24 protein-coding genes are annotated in these 23,828 nt (G+C 49.8%); 6 read left to right on the top strand and 18 right to left on the bottom strand.

Features of this window, described 5'->3' with window-relative positions; translation table 11 throughout:
* Positions 1–166: 166 nt before the first annotated feature.
* The 3 genes from EL143_RS06035 to EL143_RS06025 form a co-directional block, all read right to left on the bottom strand.
* The gene (locus tag EL143_RS06035) at positions 167–910 is read right to left on the bottom strand and encodes a pseudouridine synthase (RefSeq protein WP_085417443.1); all 744 of its coding nucleotides are present in this window, start codon (positions 908–910) and stop codon (positions 167–169) included.
* 23 nt (positions 911–933) lie between these two features.
* On the bottom strand, positions 934–2,076 hold the full coding sequence (locus tag EL143_RS06030) for a THUMP domain-containing class I SAM-dependent RNA methyltransferase (RefSeq protein ID WP_085417444.1): 1,143 nt from the start codon (positions 2,074–2,076) through the stop codon (positions 934–936).
* A gap of 138 nt (positions 2,077–2,214) precedes the next feature.
* Positions 2,215–4,389, bottom strand: a complete 2,175-nt coding sequence (locus tag EL143_RS06025) for a malate synthase G (RefSeq protein ID WP_126326653.1) — start codon at positions 4,387–4,389, stop codon at positions 2,215–2,217.
* 784 nt (positions 4,390–5,173) lie between these two features.
* Between EL143_RS06025 and EL143_RS06020 the strand changes: the two genes are divergently transcribed.
* Positions 5,174–5,530 (top strand): energy transducer TonB, encoded by a 357-nt coding sequence (locus tag EL143_RS06020; RefSeq protein ID WP_085417446.1) that lies wholly within the window; start codon positions 5,174–5,176, stop codon positions 5,528–5,530.
* 236 nt (positions 5,531–5,766) lie between these two features.
* On the opposite strand, the gene dld is transcribed toward EL143_RS06020, so the two are convergent.
* The 13 genes from dld to EL143_RS05955 all read right to left on the bottom strand — a co-directional run bounded on the left by dld (position 5,767) and on the right by EL143_RS05955 (position 16,854).
* Positions 5,767–7,455, bottom strand: a complete 1,689-nt coding sequence (gene dld, locus EL143_RS06015) for a D-lactate dehydrogenase (protein WP_085417447.1) — start codon at positions 7,453–7,455, stop codon at positions 5,767–5,769.
* Positions 7,456–7,471: 16 nt separating this feature from the next.
* Positions 7,472–8,278 (bottom strand): sulfite exporter TauE/SafE family protein, encoded by an 807-nt coding sequence (locus EL143_RS06010; RefSeq protein WP_085417448.1) that lies wholly within the window; start codon positions 8,276–8,278, stop codon positions 7,472–7,474.
* A gap of 75 nt (positions 8,279–8,353) precedes the next feature.
* Positions 8,354–9,112: a CDP-diacylglycerol--serine O-phosphatidyltransferase gene (gene pssA, locus EL143_RS06005; protein ID WP_009117321.1), complete on the bottom strand. Its 759-nt coding sequence runs from the start codon at positions 9,110–9,112 to the stop codon at positions 8,354–8,356.
* A 302-nt stretch (positions 9,113–9,414) separates the two neighbouring features.
* Positions 9,415–9,789, bottom strand: coding sequence for a VanZ family protein (locus EL143_RS06000; RefSeq protein WP_085417449.1), 375 nt, complete (start codon positions 9,787–9,789; stop codon positions 9,415–9,417).
* A complete protein-coding gene (locus EL143_RS05995) occupies positions 9,783–9,986 on the bottom strand; it encodes a dioxygenase (protein ID WP_085417450.1) in 204 nt (67 codons plus the stop codon). Before EL143_RS05995 ends, EL143_RS06000 begins: the two co-directional genes overlap by 7 nt.
* A gap of 83 nt (positions 9,987–10,069) precedes the next feature.
* The gene (locus EL143_RS05990) at positions 10,070–10,798 is read right to left on the bottom strand and encodes a YebC/PmpR family DNA-binding transcriptional regulator (protein ID WP_085417451.1); all 729 of its coding nucleotides are present in this window, start codon (positions 10,796–10,798) and stop codon (positions 10,070–10,072) included.
* Between the two features lie 126 nt (positions 10,799–10,924).
* Entirely contained in the window at positions 10,925–11,521 is a 597-nt protein-coding gene (locus EL143_RS05985) for a hypothetical protein (RefSeq protein WP_085417452.1), read from the bottom strand.
* Between the two features lie 11 nt (positions 11,522–11,532).
* On the bottom strand, positions 11,533–12,459 hold the full coding sequence (locus EL143_RS05980; RefSeq protein WP_232001360.1) for a CsgG/HfaB family protein: 927 nt from the start codon (positions 12,457–12,459) through the stop codon (positions 11,533–11,535).
* A 26-nt stretch (positions 12,460–12,485) separates the two neighbouring features.
* The gene (locus tag EL143_RS05975) at positions 12,486–13,061 is read right to left on the bottom strand and encodes a hypothetical protein (protein ID WP_085417454.1); all 576 of its coding nucleotides are present in this window, start codon (positions 13,059–13,061) and stop codon (positions 12,486–12,488) included.
* A gap of 83 nt (positions 13,062–13,144) precedes the next feature.
* Entirely contained in the window at positions 13,145–13,489 is a 345-nt protein-coding gene (locus EL143_RS05970; RefSeq protein WP_085417455.1) for a hypothetical protein, read from the bottom strand.
* 131 nt (positions 13,490–13,620) lie between these two features.
* Positions 13,621–13,974 (bottom strand): hypothetical protein, encoded by a 354-nt coding sequence (locus tag EL143_RS05965; RefSeq protein ID WP_085417456.1) that lies wholly within the window; start codon positions 13,972–13,974, stop codon positions 13,621–13,623.
* 168 nt (positions 13,975–14,142) lie between these two features.
* Positions 14,143–14,508, bottom strand: a complete 366-nt coding sequence (locus tag EL143_RS05960; RefSeq protein ID WP_085417457.1) for a hypothetical protein — start codon at positions 14,506–14,508, stop codon at positions 14,143–14,145.
* A gap of 564 nt (positions 14,509–15,072) precedes the next feature.
* Positions 15,073–16,854: a 2-isopropylmalate synthase gene (locus EL143_RS05955; RefSeq protein WP_085415649.1), complete on the bottom strand. Its 1,782-nt coding sequence runs from the start codon at positions 16,852–16,854 to the stop codon at positions 15,073–15,075.
* A gap of 242 nt (positions 16,855–17,096) precedes the next feature.
* Here EL143_RS05955 and EL143_RS05950 point away from each other — a divergent pair, with 242 nt between their 5' ends.
* The 5 genes from EL143_RS05950 (at position 17,097) to prmA (ending at position 21,987) form a co-directional block, all read left to right on the top strand.
* Positions 17,097–18,221 (top strand): methyltransferase, encoded by a 1,125-nt coding sequence (locus EL143_RS05950; RefSeq protein WP_085415650.1) that lies wholly within the window; start codon positions 17,097–17,099, stop codon positions 18,219–18,221.
* Positions 18,222–18,449: 228 nt separating this feature from the next.
* On the top strand, positions 18,450–18,905 hold the full coding sequence (gene accB, locus EL143_RS05945) for an acetyl-CoA carboxylase biotin carboxyl carrier protein (protein ID WP_085415651.1): 456 nt from the start codon (positions 18,450–18,452) through the stop codon (positions 18,903–18,905).
* Between the two features lie 93 nt (positions 18,906–18,998).
* A complete protein-coding gene (gene accC, locus EL143_RS05940; protein WP_085415652.1) occupies positions 18,999–20,357 on the top strand; it encodes an acetyl-CoA carboxylase biotin carboxylase subunit in 1,359 nt (452 codons plus the stop codon).
* A gap of 108 nt (positions 20,358–20,465) precedes the next feature.
* Positions 20,466–20,927, top strand: coding sequence for an invasion associated locus B family protein (locus EL143_RS05935; protein WP_085415653.1), 462 nt, complete (start codon positions 20,466–20,468; stop codon positions 20,925–20,927).
* Between the two features lie 172 nt (positions 20,928–21,099).
* Positions 21,100–21,987 (top strand): 50S ribosomal protein L11 methyltransferase, encoded by an 888-nt coding sequence (gene prmA / locus EL143_RS05930; RefSeq protein ID WP_085415654.1) that lies wholly within the window; start codon positions 21,100–21,102, stop codon positions 21,985–21,987.
* 286 nt (positions 21,988–22,273) lie between these two features.
* Here the strand turns inward: prmA and EL143_RS05925 are convergent, their stop codons facing one another.
* Together EL143_RS05925 and EL143_RS05920 are read right to left on the bottom strand one after the other, a co-directional pair.
* The gene (locus EL143_RS05925; protein ID WP_085415655.1) at positions 22,274–23,239 is read right to left on the bottom strand and encodes a hypothetical protein; all 966 of its coding nucleotides are present in this window, start codon (positions 23,237–23,239) and stop codon (positions 22,274–22,276) included.
* Between the two features lie 86 nt (positions 23,240–23,325).
* Entirely contained in the window at positions 23,326–23,781 is a 456-nt protein-coding gene (locus tag EL143_RS05920; RefSeq protein WP_085415656.1) for a c-type cytochrome, read from the bottom strand.
* Between the last annotated feature and the right edge of the window lie 47 nt (positions 23,782–23,828).

Raw genomic sequence — 23,828 nt, 5'->3', positions numbered from 1 at the left:
GGCTTTCAGACAGGCATTTGACGCGATAGCGCAAATACATTTAAAAACAGCACGCCCGCATATTCCGGCTTAACCCGAATATTCCCAAAATCTCTTGAAACTCAAGGTGCTCGGGCAAAACCAAGCATAACCAACCGTTAGCGCATCAATGGCTTGGCTATTACCATCAAAATTTTTCTTTTTTACCCAAATAGCGCCACTTACCCGGCGGCAGCGCACCCAGTTTGACTTTACCCATGCGGATGCGTTTCAAACCCACAACCCGCAGGCCGACCAATTCGCACATGCGGCGGATTTGGCGCTTTTTACCTTGTTTCAAAATAAAACGCAGTTGGTCTTGGTTTTGCCAGGAAACCTGTGCGGGGCGCAATTTTTCGCCGTCAAGGCTCAAGCCGTGGTTGAGCAAGCGCAACCCTTCGTCGGAAAGCGTGCCTTTAACCCGCACCAGATATTCTTTTTCTATGCCGCTCTGCCCGCCAATCAGCTGTTTGGCAATCCGCCCGTCTTGCGTCAACACCAGCAGCCCCACCGAATCAATATCCAACCGGCCGGCCGGCGCCAAATTGCGGCAATGGTTCTTTTTAAACACAATCCGGCTCGAATCGCCTTCCCAGCGGTTTTCTTCCGTAATCAACGAAGCGGCAGACGCATAGCCTTTTTCAGCTTGGGCGCTCACATAACCTACCGGCTTGTTCAACAAAATCGTTACGCGGCCCGCCTGGCTTTCATGCGCTTTTTTATCCAGGTCGATACGGTCGGACAAACTCACTTTCTGCCCAAGCACCGCGGTTTGGCCGTTCACTTTCACCCAACCCTGCTCGATATAGCCGTCCGCTTCGCGGCGCGAACACAAGCCCAGCTCTGCCATGCGCTTGGATAAGCGCATCATTTCCTGATGATTCTGATTCATAAATTATCCGTTTCAGACAGGCATCAGCGGTTGCTGCCTTTAACCATATCGAGAAGAAACAGGCGGCAGTCGAGGTTGCCGTTATAAAGCGGAATTTTACGCTTGGGCTGCAAACGCATCAGCTTGGGCATATCTCGGTCGCCGGTAAACATGCCGACAAGCCAGCCGGCATAATGCAGCTTCAACCATGCGCCGAGCTGCGGATAAAGCGCATGCAAGGCTTCCACTTCGGCCAGGCGCACGCCGTAAGGCGGGTTGGAAAGCATCATGCCGGCAGCGCCGTTGGGGCGCACATCCTGCGCATCGCTCACTGAAAACTGTATGAAAGCATCCACTTCTGCCGCGCGCGCATTGGCTTGAGCCGTGCGTATCATGTGGCGGTCATTATCGCTGCCGCCGATAGGTGCCGGTGCGTGCGCTATTTCTGCATCGTGCGCCGCCTGTTTGGTTTGAACCCACAAAGCACGGTCGAAATTTTTAAATTGCTCAAAACCAAAGCGGCGCATCAAACCGGGCGCACGGTGTATCGCAATCCAAGCAGCCTCCACGGCAATCGTTCCGCTGCCGCAAAACGGGTCTTGGAAAGGCTGCGTACCGTCGTACCCCGCCAGCATCAGCAATCCGGCCGCCAGATTTTCCCGCAGCGGCGCATCGCCTGCATCTTGCCTGTATCCGCGTTTAAACAGCGCTTCGCCGCTGGTATCGATAAAAATCTGAATATTGTTTTCATCAATGAATGCGTGAACGCGCACATCCGGGCGGTGTTTATCCACGCTGGGTCTGCTGCCTGTTTGCCCGCGGAAGCTGTCGCACAAAGCATCTTTGATTTTCAGCCCCGTAAAATCCAGGCTTTTTACCCGTGCGCGTTTGCCTTCCACTTTGACTTTAAACGTATTGTGCACATCAAACCAGTTATCCCATTGGATGTTGCGCGCCAAAGTGTAAATATCCTGCTCGCTGCGGAAGCTGCCTTTGGTCAGCCTCAGCAGCACACGGCTGGCGGTGCGCGAGTGCAGGTTCACGCGGTAAACTTGTTCCAAGCCGCCTTTGCATGCCACGCCCCCGTCCGTTGCCCGAATGTCGGAGCAGCCTTGTGTTTCCAGCTCGGTTTGCAATACAGGTTCCAAGCCCCGCGGGCAGGTAATGAATAGGGAATAAGTGGCCATATCTTCTCAATCTATAATGGAAATACGGGGCACATGCCCCGTTTACGGTAGATTATAACTGAAATGCCTGTCTGAAAGCAGGTTTAACCGGGTTAAAACTTTTTCAGACAGGCATGGCTCATGCTCGCGGCTTAAAGGCTAGTTGCCTTTGGCCACGCGGCGCCAGTGGTGCAGCAGCGGCTCGGTATAACCGTTGGGCTGCTCCGTGCCTTTAAACACCAGATCGCAGGCCGCCAAGAAAGCGGGCGAGCTGTCGAAACGGCCGACCATCGGCGTGTATGCCGCATCGCCTTCGTTTTGCTTATCCACTACGGCAGCCATGCGCTCCAAAGTTTCGCGCACTTGCTCTTTGCTTACCACGCCGTGCAGCAACCAGTTGGCAATATGCTGGCTGGAAATGCGCAAAGTCGCACGGTCTTCCATCAGGCCTACGTTATGGATATCGGGTACTTTCGAGCAACCTACGCCCTGCTCTACCCAACGAACCACATAGCCCAAGATACCTTGGCAGTTGTTATCCAGCTCTTGCTGTTTCTCTTCAGCCGACCAGCCGGTATTTTCAGCCACCGGAATCGTGAGGATTTCAGACAGGACTTTTTTATCGTCTTGCGCTTGGAAAGCCCGCTGCACATCAAACACGTTCACTTGATGATAGTGTAACGCGTGCAGCGTGGCCGCTGTCGGCGACGGAACCCAAGCAGTCGTTGCGCCAGATTTCGGATGGCCGATTTTCTGTTCCAGCATTTCCGCCATCAAATCGGGCATCGCCCACATGCCTTTACCGATTTGCGCTTTGCCCGGCAGGCCGCAGGCCAAACCTTGCTGAACATTGTTATGCTCGTAAGCCTTAATCCAATCGGTAGACTTCATATCGCCTTTGCGAACCATCGCGCCGGCATGCATGGAAGTATGCATTTCATCACCGGTGCGGTCGAGGAAGCCTGTGTTAATGAACACCAAGCGCTCTTTTGCCGCTTCGATACAGGCTGCCAGATTGGCAGAAGTGCGGCGCTCTTCGTCCATCACACCCATTTTCAGAGTATTGCGCGGCAAACCGGCCAAATCTTCAAATGCGCCGAACAATTCGTTGGCAAACGCCACTTCTTCCGACCCGTGCATTTTCGGTTTAACGATATACACCGAGCCAGAGCGGCTGTTGGTGTTTTCGCTGCGGTTCAAATCGAAAGGCGCAATCATTGCCGTCATCACACCGTCAAGGATGCCTTCGGGAATCTCGTTGCCGTCTTTATCCAACACCGCAGGTGTCGTCATCAAATGGCCCACATTGCGGATAAACAGCATAGAACGGCCGGGCAGCTTAAAAGAAGAACCGTCGGGCGCAGTATATTCGCGGTCGGGGTTGAGCTTGCGGGTAAAGGTTTTACCGTTTTTCTCAACTTCTTCCACCAAAGTACCGTTCATCAAACCCAGCCAGTTGCGGTAAACCAAAGTTTTATCTTCGCCGTCAACCGCTGCCACCGAGTCTTCGCAGTCCATAATGGTGGATAAAGCCGCTTCCATCACAATATCTTTAATACCGGCGGGATCTTGGCTGCCGATAGGGCTGTCTTTATCAATCAGAATATCGATATGCAGGCCGTTGTGCAGAAACAGTAAAGAAGAAGGCGCTTGCGGATTGCCGTTATAACCTTTAAACCATTCAGGCTGCTTCAAGCCGCTTTCGCTGCCGTCTTTCAATTTCGCTTTCAGTTGTCCGCCGTCTACGCTGTAAGCCAGCACATCTTTATGGCTGCCTTTGGCCAAAGGCAGGCTTTCATCCAATACCTTGCGCGCAAATGCAATAACCGCATCACCGCGCTTCGGATTGTAGCCTTTGCCCGGCGCCAAATCGCCGGTTTGATCAATCGCATTGGTACCGTAAAGCGCATCATACAGGCTGCCCCAGCGTGCATTGGCAGCATTCAATGCATAGCGCGCATTATTAATCGGCACCACCAATTGCGGGCCGGCCTGCTCGGCAATTTCACGGTCAACATTTTGAGTGGCAATTTTAAAAGAAGCCGACGCATCAACCAGATAACCGATTTCACGCAAAAACGCCTGATAGGCCGCCTCATCGCGAGCCGGGCCAGGGTTGGCTTTGTGCCATTCGTCCAGCTTCAACTGTATTTCATCCCGCTTGGCCAACAACTCGCGGTTTCTCGGCGCATATTTGTGCACCAAACCGGAAAGCGCTTGCCAAAACGTTTCCGGCGTGTGTTTGGTTTGCTTGGGAAGGATTTCTTCAACAATGAAACGGTAGAGATGATTGTCAACTTTCAAGTCAGCTGCTTGAGTGTATTGATAGGTCATTTTGTTCTCCTGAATTGTTTTTCTCATTTAAAGTAAAGTGCACGAAGAAAACATGCATACCGTAAAGAAAATAGCATTGATTAGCTTAAGAATAAATAGCCTGTCTGAAAATATTTAATTACACATCCTCAAACAAAATCTAGTTTTATTACAGAAACCATTGTCTTTCTTTTATCAACTTTGCCCAAACAAATCAAAAATGAAATTATATTCCAAACTAACTCTATATGAATATTTTAAAGTCAGTAACCATAAGAAAGATAAACAATCCGATCAACCCTGCGGCTTTCATAAGAAGAAATGCTTAAAAAATAATCAATATTAACGTAAAACAACAGACTTACTTTCTTAAGATTTGTATAAACGCAACAAAATTTTTTCAAACAGTCGGCACATAAAAAAGATATTTGGTATTTTAATTATGAAAAAATCATAATTTTTCACATGAAAGACCAAATAAATAAGAACAAATTAATAAAATATCTATTTGATTTGTATAGATAAAAAATAATAAATCAGCTTAATATTTAATCATCATGGCACAATCAAGACAACTTTGATATCCCTTCAAGATTAAAATAACCTTTTATCCGCTTATTTATTCAATAGGGAAATTTGTTTTGACATTTTAATTCTGTTGAAAAAAAGAATTATATTTGGCAAAATTCACTCATCGAAAAACAAAACAGACCTCAAACAAACAAGTGGTCAAAAATTTTTTAAACTTTATTTTGGCATTTTATGCCAACAAATATATTTAACACATTACGCTAGGAGTTTTATCATGTCTATCCGCACCATCGTTTCTTCTATTGCTATTTCTGCTGCTCTGTTGACTGCCCAAGCAGCTTCTGCACAAAGCCTGCAATTCTTCCAAAAAGCCCAAGAAGTGAACGCTGCCCAAGCAAAAGTTGACGGCAAATTGGCTGTGCGCCTCACCATCAATACAGACGGTTCCGTAAAAGATGTCCGCGTTACCCGCACCAGCGGCAACTCAAGCATCGACAACCAAGCAATCGCATGGATGGGCAGCCAAACCCTCCGCCCTGCTTTCGTAAACGGCGAAGCGCAAGAATTCAGCGTTGTTAAAGAAATCAAATTCAGCAAAGGCGGCGAAATCCAGCTTGGCCTGAAAAAGTAAGCAATTTATTTGCCTGCGCATCAATTCCTCTCGATGCGTTTCATAAGACCTCTTAAACAGAGAGCTTATGAAACAAACTGCAACAGCAGTTGGTTTATTTCTTAATTTTTGTACACTCTCTCCCAATTTTAAGCGTACTCAAAATGAGTACGCTTTTTTTATCCAAAAGAATGCCTGTCTGAAAAGCTTAGGTTGTTTAATACTTTTCAGACAGGCATTGCGTTTTTCTACGCGCATCAAGCCCAATGTTTCTTTTTCGATGTTTTGCCTATTCCCGGATTAAAACTGTTGGTCGGGTCAAGTTTGCGGTAAAACTGTTTTAAGGCCGGCTTGGCTTCATAAAGGTGGCCGACGTTATGCTCGGCCGGATATTGCGCGCCACGCTCATCCAAAAGGTGCAGCATTTCATGCTCAAGCTCCATGCAATCGTGGCCTTTTTTCACGATATAGTCTTGATGGAACACATGACACATAAAATGGCCGTAATAAAGCTTGTGGCTGATTTTACTGTTGATTTCTTCAGGCAGGCGTTCGAACCAATCGCGGTCGTCGCGCCGCAGAGCAATATCCAGCGCCACAATATCTTCCACTTCTTTATCATGCACGGCACGGTAGCGCACCGCAGCGGATGCAACGGCAAATCGGTGCAGCATGGCGGCTTGGGTTTCTTCCGGGCTGCATTCGAAATAATCGCCCGATTTTTCGGCAAAATAGTTTTTCAAAAACACGCGTGCTTCTTCCACGCCTTCGCCGCCCATTTTCAAAATCAAATGGTGTTCGAAGCGGTTTCGGTAGTCGCGCAAAGATTGCGGCAGATGCTCCGGCAAAAATTTGCTGATTTCTTGCAAAGCCTTATCGGAAAAATGCTTGGGCAGAAAACTCAGCTTTTTGCCGAACCGGTCAACTTTTGCTTTGTAATCAAAAAGTTTGGGCAGATTATGGGTGCCGAATTTTTTAATTACCCAAAACGTGTCTTTGCCGTACACGGCTGCGATGTCGAAAGCATCCCGGTGAATGTATTCGCCTGACACCGGCAGGCTTTTGAATCCGCCCAAAATGGTGCGGCGGATATCGGTTAATTCGTTGATGTCGTTGGTGCCTATATAGAAAACAGCCGTATGTTTTTCCAACGGGAACGTATCCAGCCTCACGGCAAACACCATCAGCTTACCTGCGCAGCCCGAAGCTTCGTAATGCCGCGCAGGATCGGCGTTGAAGCGGGCGGCAGTCGGTTCGTCCACTTGGCGGACATGGTTGCAATAAGCATGGTCGTGCCCTTTTCCGGCATCGCGGATGATGTCTTTTTGCTGGTAATGATGGCCTTGCAGATTGGTGAGTATTTCTTCGGGCGTTTCGCCCAAATCAATGCCTAAATGGTTGATTAATTGCAACTCGCCCGCTTCGTTCAACTGGGCAAACAATGCCATTTCGGTATAAGCGGGGCCGCGCTGCACCAGTGCGCCGCCCGAATTGTTGCACACCCCGCCCAACACAGATGCGCCGATACATGAAGAACCAATCACCGAATGCGGCTCCCTGCCCAAAGGCTTCAGCAGCAATTCGAGCTGGTTCAAAGTGGCGCCGGGCAGGCAGACAACCTGTTCGTTTTGGTTAATGGGCCGGATTATGTTCATGCGCATGGTGTTTACAATCACAATATCGCGGTCGTAATCGTTGCCGTCGGGCGTAGAGCCGCCGGTCAAGCCGGTGTTTGCCGCTTGGGTGAGCACAATCACGTCTGCCTCCACACAAGCTTTCAGCACTTGCCATTGCTCCAACAATGTGCCCGGACGCACCACCGCCAACGCTTTGCCTTCGCCAAAGCGGTAACCTTGCCGGTAAGGCTCGGTTTTGGCGGGGTCGGTAATGATGTGCGGCTGGCCTACAATTTCCGTAAGCCTTTGAATGAGTTGGGTTGCAGTCACGATTTTTCTCCGTTGTCTAGTTAATCACTTGCCACAGCATACGCGCAGCAATCACCAAAAGTAATACGCCGAACGCCATTTTCAACTTTTCGGCAGGCAGTTTGTGGGAGGCTTTCACACCGATAGGCGCAAAAATCAAGGTAGCCGCCGCCAACACCACCGCGGCAGGCCAATACACAAAACCGACTGCGCCGGAAGGCAGGCCGGCCACATTCCAACCGGCAGCCAGATAAGTAAGCGCACCGGTCAGCGCAATCGGCCAGCCGAGCGCAGCCGAAGTGCCGACCGCCTGATGCATCGGTACATTGCAAAACACCATATACGGCACGGAAAGCGATCCGCCGCCGATACCGATCCAGCTGGAAAACACGCCGAACACACCGCCCATACCAAACAAACTGCCCCTGCCCGGCAGCTGGCGGCTCGGCTTGGGTTTCACATTCATCAAAGCACGCACGGCAAGAACCGTGGCAAACACCACAAAGAAAATCTGCAAACCTTCTTTCGGCAAGTATTTGGCCAACAGCGAACCCGCCACCACACCGGCAATCATGCCCGGCGCCATGCTTCTGAATATCGCCCAATTCACGCCGCCTTTTTTATGCTGCGACATCATGCTGGAAAACGAGGTGAACACCATCACGGCAAACGACGTGCCGATAGCGATATGCTGCGTGTACGCCGTGTCGCCCGCCCCCTGCATCTGCATCGCCCAAAGCACCACCGGCACGATAATCATACCGCCGCCGATGCCCAGCAAACCGGCGACAAACCCCGCAAACGAGCCGACCAAAGCCAGCATCACAATAATTTCCACAGCCATCCTCTCTTGCTTTTCAGACAGGCATATGCCTGTCTGAAACCTTATCTTGCCACAAACCTCAAAACCATCCGATGATCAAACCAGCTTTCTTTTTTTCTTGATTCTGCGCCAGAAATACATCACATAGCCCGACAAACTGTATCCCAAGAAAAACAGAAAAATCACCAGCGAAGGCCCGAGCGCCACCAAAGGCAGCACCAGCATTGCCGCAATAATCGCCACAAACGGCACCTTGCGGCGCACATTCAGCTCTTTAAAGCTCCAAAACGGAATCTGCACCACCATCGACAAGCCGGCAAACAAAGTGAGCAGCAGCGCAAACCATTCCACACCGCCGATTTCGCCATAATTATGATTAACCCAAACCAAGCCGATAACCAGCGCAGCAGCCGTCGGGCTGGGGATGCCGATAAACCAGCGCTTATCCACTTTACCGATCATCGTGTTGAACAAAGCCAAACGCAGCGCAGCACATGCACAATAAATAAACGCCACCGAATAACCGACTTTGCCGAAATTAAACAGCTGCCACTTATAAGCAATCAGCGCCGGCGCCACACCGAAGCTCACCATATCGGCCAAACTGTCGAGCTGCTCCCCAAACGCGCTTTGGCTGTTGGTCCACCGCGCCACACGACCGTCCATACCGTCGAGCAGCATAGACACAAACACCGCAATCGCCGCCGTTTCATAATGCTCGTGCATCGCCTGCGTAATCGCAAAAAAAGCAGAAAACAAAGCCGCAATGGTAAAAGAATTGGGCAGCAGATAAATACTGTTCTGACGCAAACGGCCGCGGCCGCTTACTGCTTGATCTTGCTGAGGGTATTCCATAATAATCCTCGACTGTTTATTCAAACAGGCATCCAACACCTGTATCTATTTCAGATAACTTCCTTAATCAATTCAGATTATAACCCATTTGCCCGCCCCATATGGCGGGCGGCTGCATACGCACGGATGTTTTCAGACAGGCATATGCCTGTCTGAAAACATCTTCAGCATATAACCAAACCACTTAAAACAGTATGTTCCCCACACCCAAATCCAATCTGGCAAGAGCAGCCGCCATAAAGAATGCCTGTCTGAAAAATCATTTTCAGACAGGCATAATGTTCACTTGGATAAATAAAACCTTAACCGACACCTTTTATCGCCGCCACATTGCGCGCCAGCGACAAAGCCAAACCCGTACCCAACATATCGGCCAAACCGTCCGCCCATTCCGCCGAACGGGTTTGGGTAAACCAAAACTGCGCCAGCTCGCTGCTTAGCGCAAACACCAGCGCAAACACCAACAGCGTCGCGTAAGGCGGGCGGCGGCGCGCTTCCAAAAAGCTGCGTGCCATCAGCCAAATGAGCGCAAAAAACATGCCGCAGTGGGCGGCTTTATCAAAATGGGGAAACGGCGGCGCCGAGCCCGAGCTTTCCTTCAAAATGCCGAACCAGCACACGGCAAACCACACCAGCGCAAACACCGTATATTTATTGAAAGGTATGTTTTTCAGCATTCTTCGTCCAACCAAGTTTGGCAGATACCCGCCAGCCGCACAAATTTACCGCCGCGCGCATGCAAAATATCGCGCCATTGCGCCACCTCTTGCGCTGCGGGCGCATCTTCCACGCTGCATTCATACAGCAAAAAATCCAGCGTTTCGCCCACCACGCCCGGCGCCTCATGCTTCATTAAATCAATGAGTTCCGACATATTATGCCTGTCTGAAAAAGAAACAGCCGCGCCGGTTAAGTAAGCCTTCACAGCGCAGCCGTTCACACTATCCGATATTATCTTTACGCATCAAACTGCAACACGGCGGAGGTGTACACGTTTTGCACGTCGTCCAAATCTTCCAGCGCATCAATCAGCTTCTGCATTTTCTCGGCATCTTCGCCCATGAGCACTGTATCGTTTTGCGCGCGCATGGTCACATCGCCGTCTTCCGATTTAAAACCGGCTTCTTCCAACGTGGCTTTCACTTGCGCCCAGTCTGCCGGCGCCGTAATCACTTCGATCACGCCTTCGTCATCCACAATCACATCTTCCGCGCCCGCTTCCAAAGCCGCTTCCATCAGCGCATCTTCATCCGCATCGGTAAACACCAAATAGCCCTGATGCTCGAATTGAAACGCCACGCAGCCGTCAGTGCCCAAATTGCCGCCGTTTTTATTGAACGCATGGCGCACATCGGCCACCGTGCGTGTTTTATTATCGGTCAGACAATCCACCATCAAAGCCGCACCGCCGATGCCGTAGCCTTCATAGCGCAGTTCCACATAATCCGCGCCTTCCACATTGCCCGTGCCCTTGTCAATCGCACGCTGCACATTATCTTTCGGCATATTCGCATCCCAAGCCTTGTCCATCGCCAAACGCAGGCGCGGGTTGGAAGCAGGATCGCCGCCGCCCAAGCGCGCGGCAACGGTAATTTCTTTAATCAATCGCGTGAAAATCTTGCCGCGCTTCGCATCCTGGCGCGCTTTTTTATGCTGGATATTCGCCCATTTACTGTGGCCTGCCATATAAAAATCCTTTTACTTCGAAAAATTTTGAGGCGGGTATTTTAACATACCTAACCTCCCAAGCACTGAAAACAGACAATGCCTGTCTGAAAACTGTTCAGACAGGCATTTTAGCAAAGCAAAATTCTATTGTGATTGGGGTGCAGAGGCAGGTTCGGTTGCTATATCCTGCTGAACAGAAACCGCCGGCTGCGCAGAGTTGCCGGGCACAGAACTGCCCATTCGTGCAGTAATGCGCACTTTTTCCAATTTTTTACTCAAGTCCCGAACAGTACGGGCATTTTGTTGCTCGGCATTATAAAGCTGCTGCAATTCGGGCAGCTCAAGCCCGGGTTCCAAAGCGGCCATAGATTGCTGTATTTCAGAATCCGTCTGCTTCAAAAGCTCACGCGCCTTCGCTACACTTTGCTCTGCCGCGCCGTGCTGCATCCATCCGGCAATTTGCATGGACATCATTTGCAAGTTCCGCTGATGTCCGTTTACCACAGGCGCGCGCTCGGCATACTTATAGCTCTGTAACAGCTTGATTCTGTTCGGATCAACATTAGACAGCGACACCTGTGGCATTTGAAGCTGCCCTGCCTGCTGCTGTTGGCTGCCCTGAGCTGCCGCCCCACCGATATTGGGATTGGGGGTATTAACGATGAAAATTTCTGCGGATACCGGTGCAGCAACAGATAGCACGCCGATTAACAACGAGGTTGTTTTTATTTTGTTAAACATAAGCCGACTCCCTAACAACTTTGGTCACTTGTTTTATAGGGTTTGAGGAATTTATCCAGCAATTGGTACACACCCTTATCAACCATCTCTTTCACGGCCGCCATTTTCGGATCGGCTACCTTAGCCGTATAATCTATACCGTAATCTTTTGGGCCTATCAAACGGAAGAAGTTTTGCGTGTTTTTCATAGCATAAAACGTGTTGGTCAAACTTACCGTAGCCAACTCGTTGGTACCGTTCACACGCATTACCGTACCAGTCCAAGAATCGATCAGGCGCATATTTACCGTTACCGTAATCGCCTGAACATCGCGCGAATACTGGTATTGGTGAATATCGATACCGATATTATGATTGTTAGGTAACACCCCCTCTTCGTCATACTGAGTTAATGCGCCGGCAATATAATAATTGGAAGGAAAGTTTACCCCCGTCGGTACATGCTGCAACGAAGTCATGGTAGAGGAAAAATTTTGCACAATACCATCAGGCAGTATGTAATTCGGGTGCAGAAAATTATTACGCGATTCTACCAAGGTATCGGGAAACAATGGCGTTTCCACCAAATCAAAATGGCGGAAATGTGATACCGCATCCATAACCATATCCGAAATGGCCGTGGAATTGGCATCAAAAACCTTACCTGTCTTATCCCTGAACGGCGCCACCGCCATGCGGAAATAGCCGTTACCAGTCGTTACGCCGGACTGAAGCGCAGTTTGGCGGACAGTGTCGAAAAAGTTGGCATGTATATCACGTAAACATTCCAACTTTTTACCGTAAAAAGTTTGATGATCACTAATCTGCTGGGAGCGCTGTTCAGCAATAGCCTGTACTTTGGCACGTTTACTTTCGCTATTGTAGTAATTACGCGTATATTTCAAATCAAGTGTCGAACACGCCCCTGCAAATAATGTGGCTGACAGCAAAGCAGCCATTTTCATTTTTGTTTTTATTGAAGTTATCATTTTGCAATCGCCTTGAATGTATTGCGTCCTTTAACATCAACAATAATGTTGCTTTCGTCGTCATCGTCAAAGCCGGTACATACCACACCTGCACACGCTTTGCCACCGTTGGAGGCAATTGCAGTAGCTTGAATATTGCTGTTACGCGAAGTAACACGCACATTCTGCATTTTTACTTTCGAATTGCCTTTTTTATTTCCGTTTTCAATCACTACAATTCCAGCACTATCCCCTTTGGCCGATTGGGTTATACCATCAGTAATAATACGGGTATCGCGGATGATAACTTGCTTGTTGAGTGGGTTTTCAATCTGAATCAAAGGTTCTTTGTCACCAGCTTTACCGACAATGGTGCCGCCCTGCAAAATCACTTTATTACCACTTTGAATCAGCTTACCACCCTGCAAATTGCGTACCTCGATTTTCTCTTGTTTCAACGCTCCTTTATTTTCGGAAACCGACTTTCTTTCAGAAACCGAACCTTTATCAGTAATGGAATTCGGCGCTGCATGGGAAACAGACGCTGCCAAAAATACGCCGCTTAAAGCAAGCGCTAATTGACGTTTAGACATGTCTTAAAACTCCTGTTTTAAAGTTGAAAACTGTTCCGCTTTACTCAAGCACACAATTTTGCCTTTCAGCATTATTGGAATATTTATTTATTCACATAAGCACCGGCAAATGCCTTGTTTCCGTTTGAAGCCTCTGCATGAGCATTTATCCGAGCACCTTCAAGCTTGACTTCCGCTCTTTTTTTGCCGTTTTTAATGCCTTTATTACTGTTATGGCTGATTACACCACCTGCCACTGCATAAGAATTGTCTCCATCGGCAATAGCCGTAGCATTAATACTGCTGTTATCCAATTTCCCTGTAGCGACATTACCGTCCACCTTGTTAACCCATTTAAGCGACTCATTTTCGATAAAGTCAGTTATAGGATTGGCACCGGCATGCATGGCAGCCAAGCAAAATGCAAATAGCATTACTCTATTATTCATCAGCCACACTCCTGTATGGATTTATTAAATAAGCCGAAAATATCTGAAGCGTGGGCTCATGCCCACGCTTGTCATTTCAATGGTATAGGGCATAACCTACCATCATCAAAATTCAGGCAAAGCCTAAATATTTAGTGTTGTGAAGCTACCACGCCACCAGCATTGGCTACACTACCCTTACCTGTTGAAGTAGCTTTAGCTTTAACTTTTCCGCCGTTAAATACGCCTACACCTGCGTTCACAGCAACGAAGCCTTGACCTACTTTTTGGCTCGCTACTACACCACCGGCATTAGCCAAACCTCCGCTTTTAGCTTCTGCTTCAGCATCAATTTCAGCTTTATCATTTACAACACCCACACCGGCATTGACAGAAACATTTTTATCCAAAGCTTTGCTTACCGCATTAACTGCATCACCAAGACCATCAGCCTGAGCACCTACAGAAACCATCAGTGCCAAAAACAATGCAGAAACTTTTTTCATGACTAAACTCCTAATATAGATTCAAGGATTAACGGAACATGTTGTTTTCCGCTTTAACGAACATGCAACAGTAACTTAAAGGGGGTTTACTATTGCCTGCTATAAACAGCCGGGCTCGTCCCGAACCATTTAATTCTTAAAAAACAAAAACCACAATACAAACAACTTTTATTCGGTTCCCGCTATAATGCCGCCGGCTAAAGCTTTACTGTTACGTCCATTGGCTTTTGCCCGGGCTTTAATATCAGTATTTCTCAATATTCCTGCCGACACATTAGTACGGACAGCTTTGTTCTTAGTATTCTGATCAGCGATTACTCCACCAGCCGAAGCACTACCACCATTTGAAGCTTCCGCCTCTGCATCTATGGAACTGTTGTCTAATACACCGACTGCAATATTGGCTCTGGATTTCCCAGTCAAAATATCACTCAATCCGCCAACACCGAAAGCTGAAGCGGTAAGCGGTATCGCCAGCATACACAGCAACAGATAAACTCTTTTCACTTCTGCCTCCCAGCTGTTAATCTGCATTGGAACCATTTATTAATATTAAAACAAAACAATTCTAATAATCTAACGTATGAAAAAATTACGCTATATTTTTATCATATTTTATTTTTACTTAATGTTTTATGCTCTGTACTAATTAGTCAGTTTCCAAGTAGGGAAGTTTCCCTTTTTCAGACAGGTAACTTTTATTAACAAATATTCCTCAGACAGAAAAAATTCCAAATGCTTAAACTATCAAGAACACAGATGATTGACACGCTATTTTCTAAAACCATTTTTTACAAAAATAAACAATCAATTGATATAAATTTAATAGTAATTAACAAAACAGTTATTTTTTAAATCAATGTATTAATAATTCTTCTTCTAATATTTAATATAAAAATCATAAAGATAAACGCATTTTTAAACGTACGAAAGGTTGCCTGAAATTATTCCAGGCAACCTTCTTCTTCCCAAAAATAAATTTTTTTAACTTACACTCTCAATGTAAAAAACAACCACCGACACAAAGTCCCGCTCCACATAAACAATGCCTGTCTGAACACTTTTCAGACAGGCATTGTTACTCAACACACTTAAAATTTAAATCACACCTTGCGCTTTAATCCGTTCGGCACTTTCCAGTTTACTCAAAGCGGAAAGATACGCTTTGGCGGTTGCCACCAACACATCGGTATCGGAGCCTTGTCCGTTGGCAACGCGGGTGCCGCGTGCGAGGCGCACGGCGGTTTCGCCTTGGCTTTCCGTGCCTTGCGTTACCGCATTCACAGAATAAAGCTGTAAACTCGCGCCACTTTGAACGATGCTTTCAATCGCTTTGAAAATTGCGTCAACCGGGCCGGAACCGGTAGCGGAAGCATGTTTTTCCTCGCCTTTTACGCTAAACGTGATTTCGGCACGCGGCTCTTCGCCGGTTTCGGTTGAGATGCGTTGCGAAATGAATTTGTAGCTTTCCGCCATGCCCGCCAATTCGTCCGACACCAGTGCGTGTAAATCTTCATCGAAAATTTCGCGTTTTTTGTCGGCCAGCTCTTTAAAGCGGGCAAACGCAGCATTCAAAGCTTCTTCGCTTTCAAGTTGGATACCCAAATCGGCCAACTTGGTTTTAAACGCATTGCGGCCGGAAAGTTTGCCCAAGCTCAAACGGTTGGCTGCCCAGCCTACGGACTCGGCCGACATAATTTCGTAGGTTTCGCGGTGCTTCAACACGCCGTCTTGGTGGATGCCCGATTCATGAGCAAAAGCATTGGCGCCCACAATCGCTTTATTCGGCTGCACGGGGTAACCGGTAATGGTGGAAACCAGTTTCGATGCAGGCACAATTTGAGTGGTGTCGATACCGGTTTCAAAGCCGAACACATCATGGCGGGTTTTCAGTGCCATCACGATTTCTTCAATCGAAGCATTGCCTGCGCGCTCGCCCAAACCGTTTACGGTACATTCCACTTGGCGTGCACCGCCCAATACGGCTGCCAGTGAGTTGGCAACGGCCAAGCCCAAATCATTATGACAATGTGCCGACCACACCACTTTGTCGCCGCCCGGTGTTTTCGCAATCAATTCGCGGAAAAAGGCTTCGGTTTTGTGCGGCACGGAATAGCCGACGGTGTCGGGGATATTGATGGTGGTGGCACCCGCCTCAATTACCGCGCCGCAGATTTCTGCCAGAAAATCAATTTCTGAGCGCAATGCGTCTTCGCACGAAAATTCAACGTCATCCGTGTATTCTCTGGCGATTTTCACGGCTTTTACCGCAGCTTCAATCACTTTTTGCGGCTTCATCTTCAGCTTGTATTCCATATGGATCGGGCTGGTGGCGATAAATGTGTGGATACGGCGGTTTTGCGCCGGTGCGATGGCTTCGCCCGCTTTGCGGATATCGTTCTCCACCGCACGCGCCAGCGTACACACGGTCGCGCGTGTGAGCGTTTTGGCGATTTCGTTAACGGCTTCAAAATCGCCAGGGCTGGCTGCCGCAAAACCCGCCTCAATCACGTCCACACCCAATTTTTCAAGTTGGCGCGCGACACGCAGTTTTTCCTCTTTGGTCATGGCAGCGCCGGGCGACTGCTCGCCGTCGCGCAGTGTGGTATCGAAAATAATGATGCGGTTATTGGTTGGCATAGCGGGTTTCTCCAGTGTGGTTTGTTGGTTCATAAATGCATTCAAATCAAGCGGTCGGCCTTGTGCTTCGGCCAGCGCGCTCAGCTTTTGCAGCTGATTGAGCGGCATCGAACCGCGTGTGCGCCATTTATAGATTGCGGCGGTGCTGGCCGCATTGTCGGGATCGTGTTTTTTTAAGGCCTCAGCCAGCGCGTTCACGCCGCCGAAATAGGCGATTAGTCGGTCGATGTCCAGCTGCATGGTTATACCTGTCTAATATCATCTTGGTTTGTTGTTGCCGATTATACGCAAATTAGACAAAACAGCAATCACTTTGTTTGATTTTTATAAAATTCCATGTTTTCAGATAAAATTTTTATACATATTGTCCAATATTTTTCAAACAGGCATACCGCAATGAAACAACAACAAACCTGCCAACTTTCTTTCGCATGCTGCCTTCATTGAGATATACTCTTTCCATCTCTTTTCAGAGCCGCCCCATGCCACACCCCGCAACCCCACCCAATCCACAAGCGTCTGCTATCGAATGGCGCACGGAAAGCACGCAAAAAGCGCCGCAAGCCATTGTCAGCGTTCAAGAATGCAGCGCAGATGCCGTATTAAAGCGTGCTTATGCCAACACCGCCACGCTTTGGCAGGGCGATTTCCACAATGCCAAACAAGTGCTGGCCGCCATCAAAAAACGCCTGCGCAAACCCGCCGCCAAAGCCGCAAACCAATCCAAGCACCCGGCGGAAATCTTCCACACACACCGCATGCAGCAGGCGCAGCAGGCGCGCTTGATCAATATGCTGGCGGTCGAGGTCCAGCCCGGCTTCACGCTCAAACTGCCACGCGCACCCGACATACACGCCGCACTTTTGGAAGTGTACGGCGAAGAAAACACCCGCCCTTTCCTGCTTCCGCTCAATCAATTGCTCGGCTTTATCGGCGCCCATGAATGGCATAAAAAAGGTGTGGACATTGCCGCATTGGGTGCGCACATTCACGTTCCGTTCGGTGTATTTTCCCCTCTCCGCGGCGAATATCTCGACTTAATCGCCCAAGCCCCTCTGCCGCCAAACTGCCGAACCGCTTTCGACATCGGCACCGGCAGCGGCGTGATTGCCGCTTTGCTCGCCCGACGCGGCATTCCGGCCGTTACCGCCACCGACACCAACCCGCGCGCCATCGCTTGCGCACATGCCAACTTCAAACGATTAGGCCTGTCTGAAAAAGTGGTTTTACAGCAAACCGATTTATTCCCGCCCGGCAAAGCCGATTTAATCGTATGCAACCCGCCCTGGCTGCCGGCCAAACCCACATCCGCCGTAGAAACCGCCCTCTACGACTCCGAAAGCGCCATGCTGAAAGGTTTTTTAAACGGCGTTGCAGAGCATCTAAACGAATCGGGCGAAGCTTGGCTGATTATGTCCGACCTGGCCGAGCATTTGGGTTTGCGCGGCCAGGATGAATTGGCTCAAATCATCGGCAATGCCGGTTTGCAGATTGCCGGCACAATCTGCACCCAACCCGGCCACAATAAAGCGAAAAACCAGCATGATCCGCTCGCTTTTGCCAGAAGCCTGGAAACCACGCGCCTATACCGTTTAACAACAATCTGAGCAGCTTTCCGCACTCTTTCAAAAAATGAATAAAATTGCAACGAAAATGCTTTTTCACAGAAAATATATGGCTTTTTCTATATTTTGCTGGACATTTAACAGCAAAATATAGAAAATAGATTTTTAATCAAACAACCGGTTATATCAAAAACCTACCGTTCAAAATTTCTCACTGCTGCTTTCTCCAAGCAACAGCAAACCCTATCTATTACGATCTAAGGATAAAAAATGGACTTACGCAAACTGAAAAAACTAATTGATTTAGTTGAAGAGTCAGGTATCGCCGAAATTGAAGTAACCGAAGGCGAAGAAAAAGTTCGCATTACCCGCTCTACCGCTGCACAACCTGTTTACGCAGCGCCTGTCCACCATATTCCCGCCGCAGCGCCTGCCGCTCCTGCGCCCGCTGCAGCTCCGGCAGCCGCCGCACCCGCTCCTGCCGCCAATGCCGCAAACGCACAAAAATCGCCTATGGTCGGCACGTTCTACCGCGCCCCCAGCCCTTCTTCCCCGGCTTTCGTAGAAGTGGGCCAAAGCGTGAAAGAAGGCGACACACTCTGTATCATTGAAGCCATGAAGCTGATGAACGAAATCGAAGCCGAAAAATCCGGCGTAATCAAAGCCATTCTGGTTGAAAACGGCCAGCCCGTAGAATATGGCGAACCATTATTTATTATCGAATAAGATTCTTTTCAGACAGGCATCATGCCTGTCTGAAACATTCTCACAGCATATCTATTTGCCCGTGCAAATACCTATCTTCCGAAGGAACTATTCATGCTGAAAAAAGTATTGATTGCCAACCGCGGTGAAATCGCATTGCGTGTATTGCGCGCCTGCCGCGAACTGGGCATCTCCACCGTAGCCGTGCATTCCGAAGCCGATAAAGACAGCCTGCATGTCAAACTGGCCGACGAATCCGTCTGCATCGGCCCCGCACCTTCCCCTCAAAGCTATCTGAATATCCCCGCCCTGATTTCTGCGGCCGAAGTAACCGGTGCCGACGGCATCCACCCGGGTTACGGCTTTTTGGCCGAAAACGACCGTTTCGCCGAACAAGTGGAACGCTCGGGCTTCACCTTTATCGGCCCGCGCCCCGAAACCATCCGTTTGATGGGCGACAAAGTGTCTGCCAAACACGCCATGATCGAAGCAGGCGTGCCTTGCGTGCCCGGCTCCGACGGCGCCTTGCCGGATAACGATCAGGAAATCCTGAAAATCGCCGACAAAGTGGGCTTCCCCGTTATCATCAAAGCCTCTGGCGGCGGCGGCGGGCGCGGTATGCGCGTGGTCGAGAAAAAAGAAGACCTGCTCAAATCCGTGGAAATGACCCGTACCGAAGCCGGCGCAGCATTCGGCAACCCCATGGTTTACATGGAGCGCTATCTGCAAAAACCGCGCCACGTTGAAATTCAGGTTTTGGCCGACGAACACGGCAATGCCATTTACTTGGGCGAGCGCGACTGCTCCATGCAGCGCCGCCACCAAAAAGTGATTGAAGAAGCACCTGCTCCCGGCATTACCGAAAAAGAACGCAAGAAAATCGGCGAGGCATGCGTGGCCGCATGTAAACGCATCGGCTACCGCGGCGCAGGTACGTTTGAATTCCTATATGAAGACGGCGAATTTTTCTTTATCGAAATGAATACCCGCGTGCAGGTTGAGCACCCTGTAACCGAGCTGGTAACCGGCATCGACATCGTGCAGGAGCAGCTGCGCATCGCCGCCGGCATGCCTTTGCAGTACACGCAGAAAGACGTTCAAATCAAAGGCCATGCCTTTGAATGCCGTATCAATGCGGAAGATCCGTACACATTCATCCCCAGCCCCGGCCTGATTGAAAGCTGCCACCTGCCCGGCGGTTTGGGCGTGCGCATCGACAGCCACATTTATCAGGGCTACCGCATTCCGCCCAATTATGACAGCCTGATCGGTAAAGTTTGCGTGTTGGGTAAAACCCGCGAGCAAGCCATCGCCAAAATGCTGGTTGCATTGGACGAACTGGCCATCACCGGCATCAAAACCAACACCGCCCTGCACCGAGACCTGTTTATGGACGCAGGCTTCCAAAAAGGCGGCGTCAGCATCCATTACCTCGAGCAATGGATGGCCGAACACAAAGGCAAAAAATCCTAAAAACCCAACCCGCCTAAGCCCGCTTAGGCGGGCTTCATATTTTTCAGACAGGCATCCGCACCCAAAACCATCACAATATATGCCTGTCTGAAACCACGGAAACACACTATGAACCGCTCACTTACATTACTTTTCTGCACATTCTTATCACTGGCCGGTGCCGCCGCCCATGCCCAAGATATTCCCGCCGCACTCCGCGGCCAATGGGTGACCAACTGGGAAGGCAAACCCACCGCCAAAAAAGCCCGCGAATATTGCAAGATGCCCGACATCGACACCGCCGTTACCTTAACCGTCCGCAAAAACACCATGACATACGGCTATTGGGAAGCCGGCGAAGAAGTCGACCGCCTGAGCTACACCCGCCGCACCCCCACCCTCATCAAAGGCACGGCGCGCTACACCCAATCCGGTTTCGACACCGACGAAAACGGCGACCTGCTCAATACGGAACGCGTGTTCCGCCGCAATATCAGCTTAGAGCTGAAAAACGGCAAGCTGGTCGAACTATTTCTCGACCACACCCCCAAGCCCACTTGGAGAAAACGCATCTGGTACCGCTGCAAATAACCCAATGCCTGTCTGAAAACCACCCGGAGCCGGTGCCTGCAAACACCACAGGCTCAAAACCACAGCAAACAGTTATGAATCAGATTGTTTAACGACCGGCGCTTCGGGATATTAAGTTTCACAACCATATAGGTTAAAATACAGGCAACATAAACACCCCCGGACACATCTCATGGCATACCGACAAATCACCATTTTCGTACACGAGCGCATAGCCGAAACCCTTTCCGACGCCCTGATGGAACACGGCGCGCTTTCCACCGCGATTGAAGACGCCTACGCAGACACCGAACAGGAAGAAGCCATTTTCGGCGAACCCGGCATGCCCACCGGCCAAATCTGGCAACGCAGCAAAATCATCGCCCTGTTTCAAGAGCAAGACAAGGTATCGGAAATACTCGCCGCCGCCGCACAAGACGTAAAAATCGAGCCGCCCGCATACGAATCCGAACTGCTGCCCGAGCAAGACTGGGTGCGCCTCACACAATCCCAGTTCGACCCTATCAAAATTTCCGACCGCCTGTGGATTACCCCCTCATGGCACGCAGCACCGGATGCCGGCGCCGTCAACCTCCAGCTCGACCCCGGTCTCGCATTCGGCACCGGCAGCCACCCCACCACCCGCCTTTGCCTGCAATGGCTGGACACCAATCTGCAAGGTGGTGAATCCGTTTTGGATTACGGCTGCGGCTCCGGCATTTTGGCCATTGCCGCCCTCAAGCTCGGCGCAGGCAGCGCAACCGGCGTGGACATTGACGACCAAGCCATCCTCGCCAGCAAAGAAAACGCCGCCCAAAACCAAACCACCGCCGCATTTTACCTGCCCGACGAGTTGCCAGAAGGCAGCTTCGATATCGTGATTGCCAACATCCTTGCCAACCCGCTGCGTATGCTCGGCGACATGCTGGCTTCGCGCACCAAAACAGGCGGACGCATCGTGTTATCCGGCATTTTGGAAGAACAAGTAGCAGAAATGAGCGACATTTACAGCCAATGGTTCGACATCGCCCCCGCACAAACCGACAACGGCTGGGCCTGCCTCAGCGGCACCAAACGCTAACCCTGCCCACTTGAATATGCCTGTCTGAAAAACTGCTTTCAGACAGGCATTAATATCGTAACAGCCTACCAACTTCAAAAATAACAACACCGTCATACCCGGGGCAAGTATATATAGTGGATGAATTAAAAATAGTACGTTCGTCATACTCGGGCTTGACCCGAGTATCTCCTAAAGTCAGCGCAACTCAGGATACTCGGGTCAAGCCCGAGTATGACGGAAATGCTACTAAAATTAAGTTTTTTACTATATACGGATATGACAAGTTTGCCATTTTTATACGCCGCTAAAACAAAGCCTCAAACCGCAGCAGCGCGCCCACATGGTGGTTACGGCTGTGTTTCTTATCGTTCAAATAATTAACCTCGGTCTGCATAAACAGCCAGTCTTTCCACACCGGCTGGCGCCAGCCTGCGAACGGGCCGTAACTATTTAGCTTGACTTTGCGTTTTTCAATATCGCCGCCAGCGTACACACCGTAGTTCAAGCGCTTCATCATGCCTGCCAAATCATGCTGGCGGTAGAGGCTGTTGCCCCAAGTCCAAAGCTCTTCGCGATCATGTTCGTACTGCACATGCATTTGGTTGGCGATGAAAGGTTTGTTTTCCCCGCCGTGGCGGATTTCCCAGTTGCTGCGCACATGATGTTTGCTGTCCAGCCCGTAGCGGTAGATTTGTTCGACGCGGGTATCCAGCTCGGGATTGAGCACCCATTCTTTGCCCAACTTGGCGCGTGCGTAAATGTCGTCGCCAGAGCGCACGCCCAAATCAAAATCCGTTTCCACGCCCAAGCGCTTGGTCAAATCCGACCAACGTAAAGCCAGCGACGAGTTTTCATCACGGCTTTGGCGGCGGTCAAACGCTTTTTCGTTGTGGCGCGGCTGCTCGCTGTAAACATGGGCGTTTTGCTGCGGCTCGTCATCCAGCGAATCATCGCCGAAAATCACATTCAGGCGCCGCTCCAAAACCGGCAGCCGCACGCGCCCGCGCACACGGGGCTTTACGGAAAAATCGTCGTATTTGTTCCATTCCGTATCCAGCATCACCCGCAGATTGGCAGTGGCCGGTCGGTTGGGATCGGGCGTGCCGAACCAATCGTCCATATTGTGCGCCAAGCCGCGTATGCCGCTCTGCACCGAGCCGCGCTGGCGGTCTATCCAAGTATCCTCTTCAACTGCGTCCGCCACGTCGGCACACACCGGCCATGCGGCCAAACCCAGCAGCAAAAGGGAATAATCACGGATGTTCTTCATGTGTTTTCTCCTTTTTACTTAAAAGGCATTTTGATTTTAACAGCAGTAAAAATGCCTGTCTGAAAAGCTTTCAGACAGGCATCGTATCAATTGCTTCTAAACACGCTGTGGCAGGATTTGCAGCTTTCCCCCGTTTTGGCATAGGCCGCTTTAATGGCTTCAAAATCGCCGCTTTGCGCTTTCGCGTTCAGCTCATCTACTGCAGCAATGAATTTTTCCTCTTCCGCTTTGAATTCGGCGGGTTTCTGCCACACTGTCGGCAGCGTGTAACCGTTGCCTTCGGGGTCGTTTTGGAAATGCTCGAAAGGCTTTCGCGCATTTTGCGCAAAAGCGGCAGCGTTTGCCTGGAATTTTGCCGCATCAAACTCTTCCTCGCCTTTCACCACTTTACCCATGCTCAGATATTCAGGCATCATGCTTTTAAACGCGGCGGTACGCGATTCCGAAACCGGCCCTTTCGCGCCTACGCCCTCCCCGCTGCCGCCGCAACCGGCCAACAAGAAAACACCGGCGGCTAATGCAGGTAATAATTTGAAATTCATTTCGCGTTCCTTTAACATAAATACTTAGAATATTTTTCAGCTTGCGT

The organism is Neisseria canis (assembly GCF_900636765.1).
GTDB classification, from domain to species: Bacteria; Pseudomonadota; Gammaproteobacteria; order Burkholderiales; family Neisseriaceae; genus Neisseria; species Neisseria canis.
Note: the sequence above shows the minus strand (reverse complement) of the source record. Positions and strands in the feature narration are given on the sequence as shown.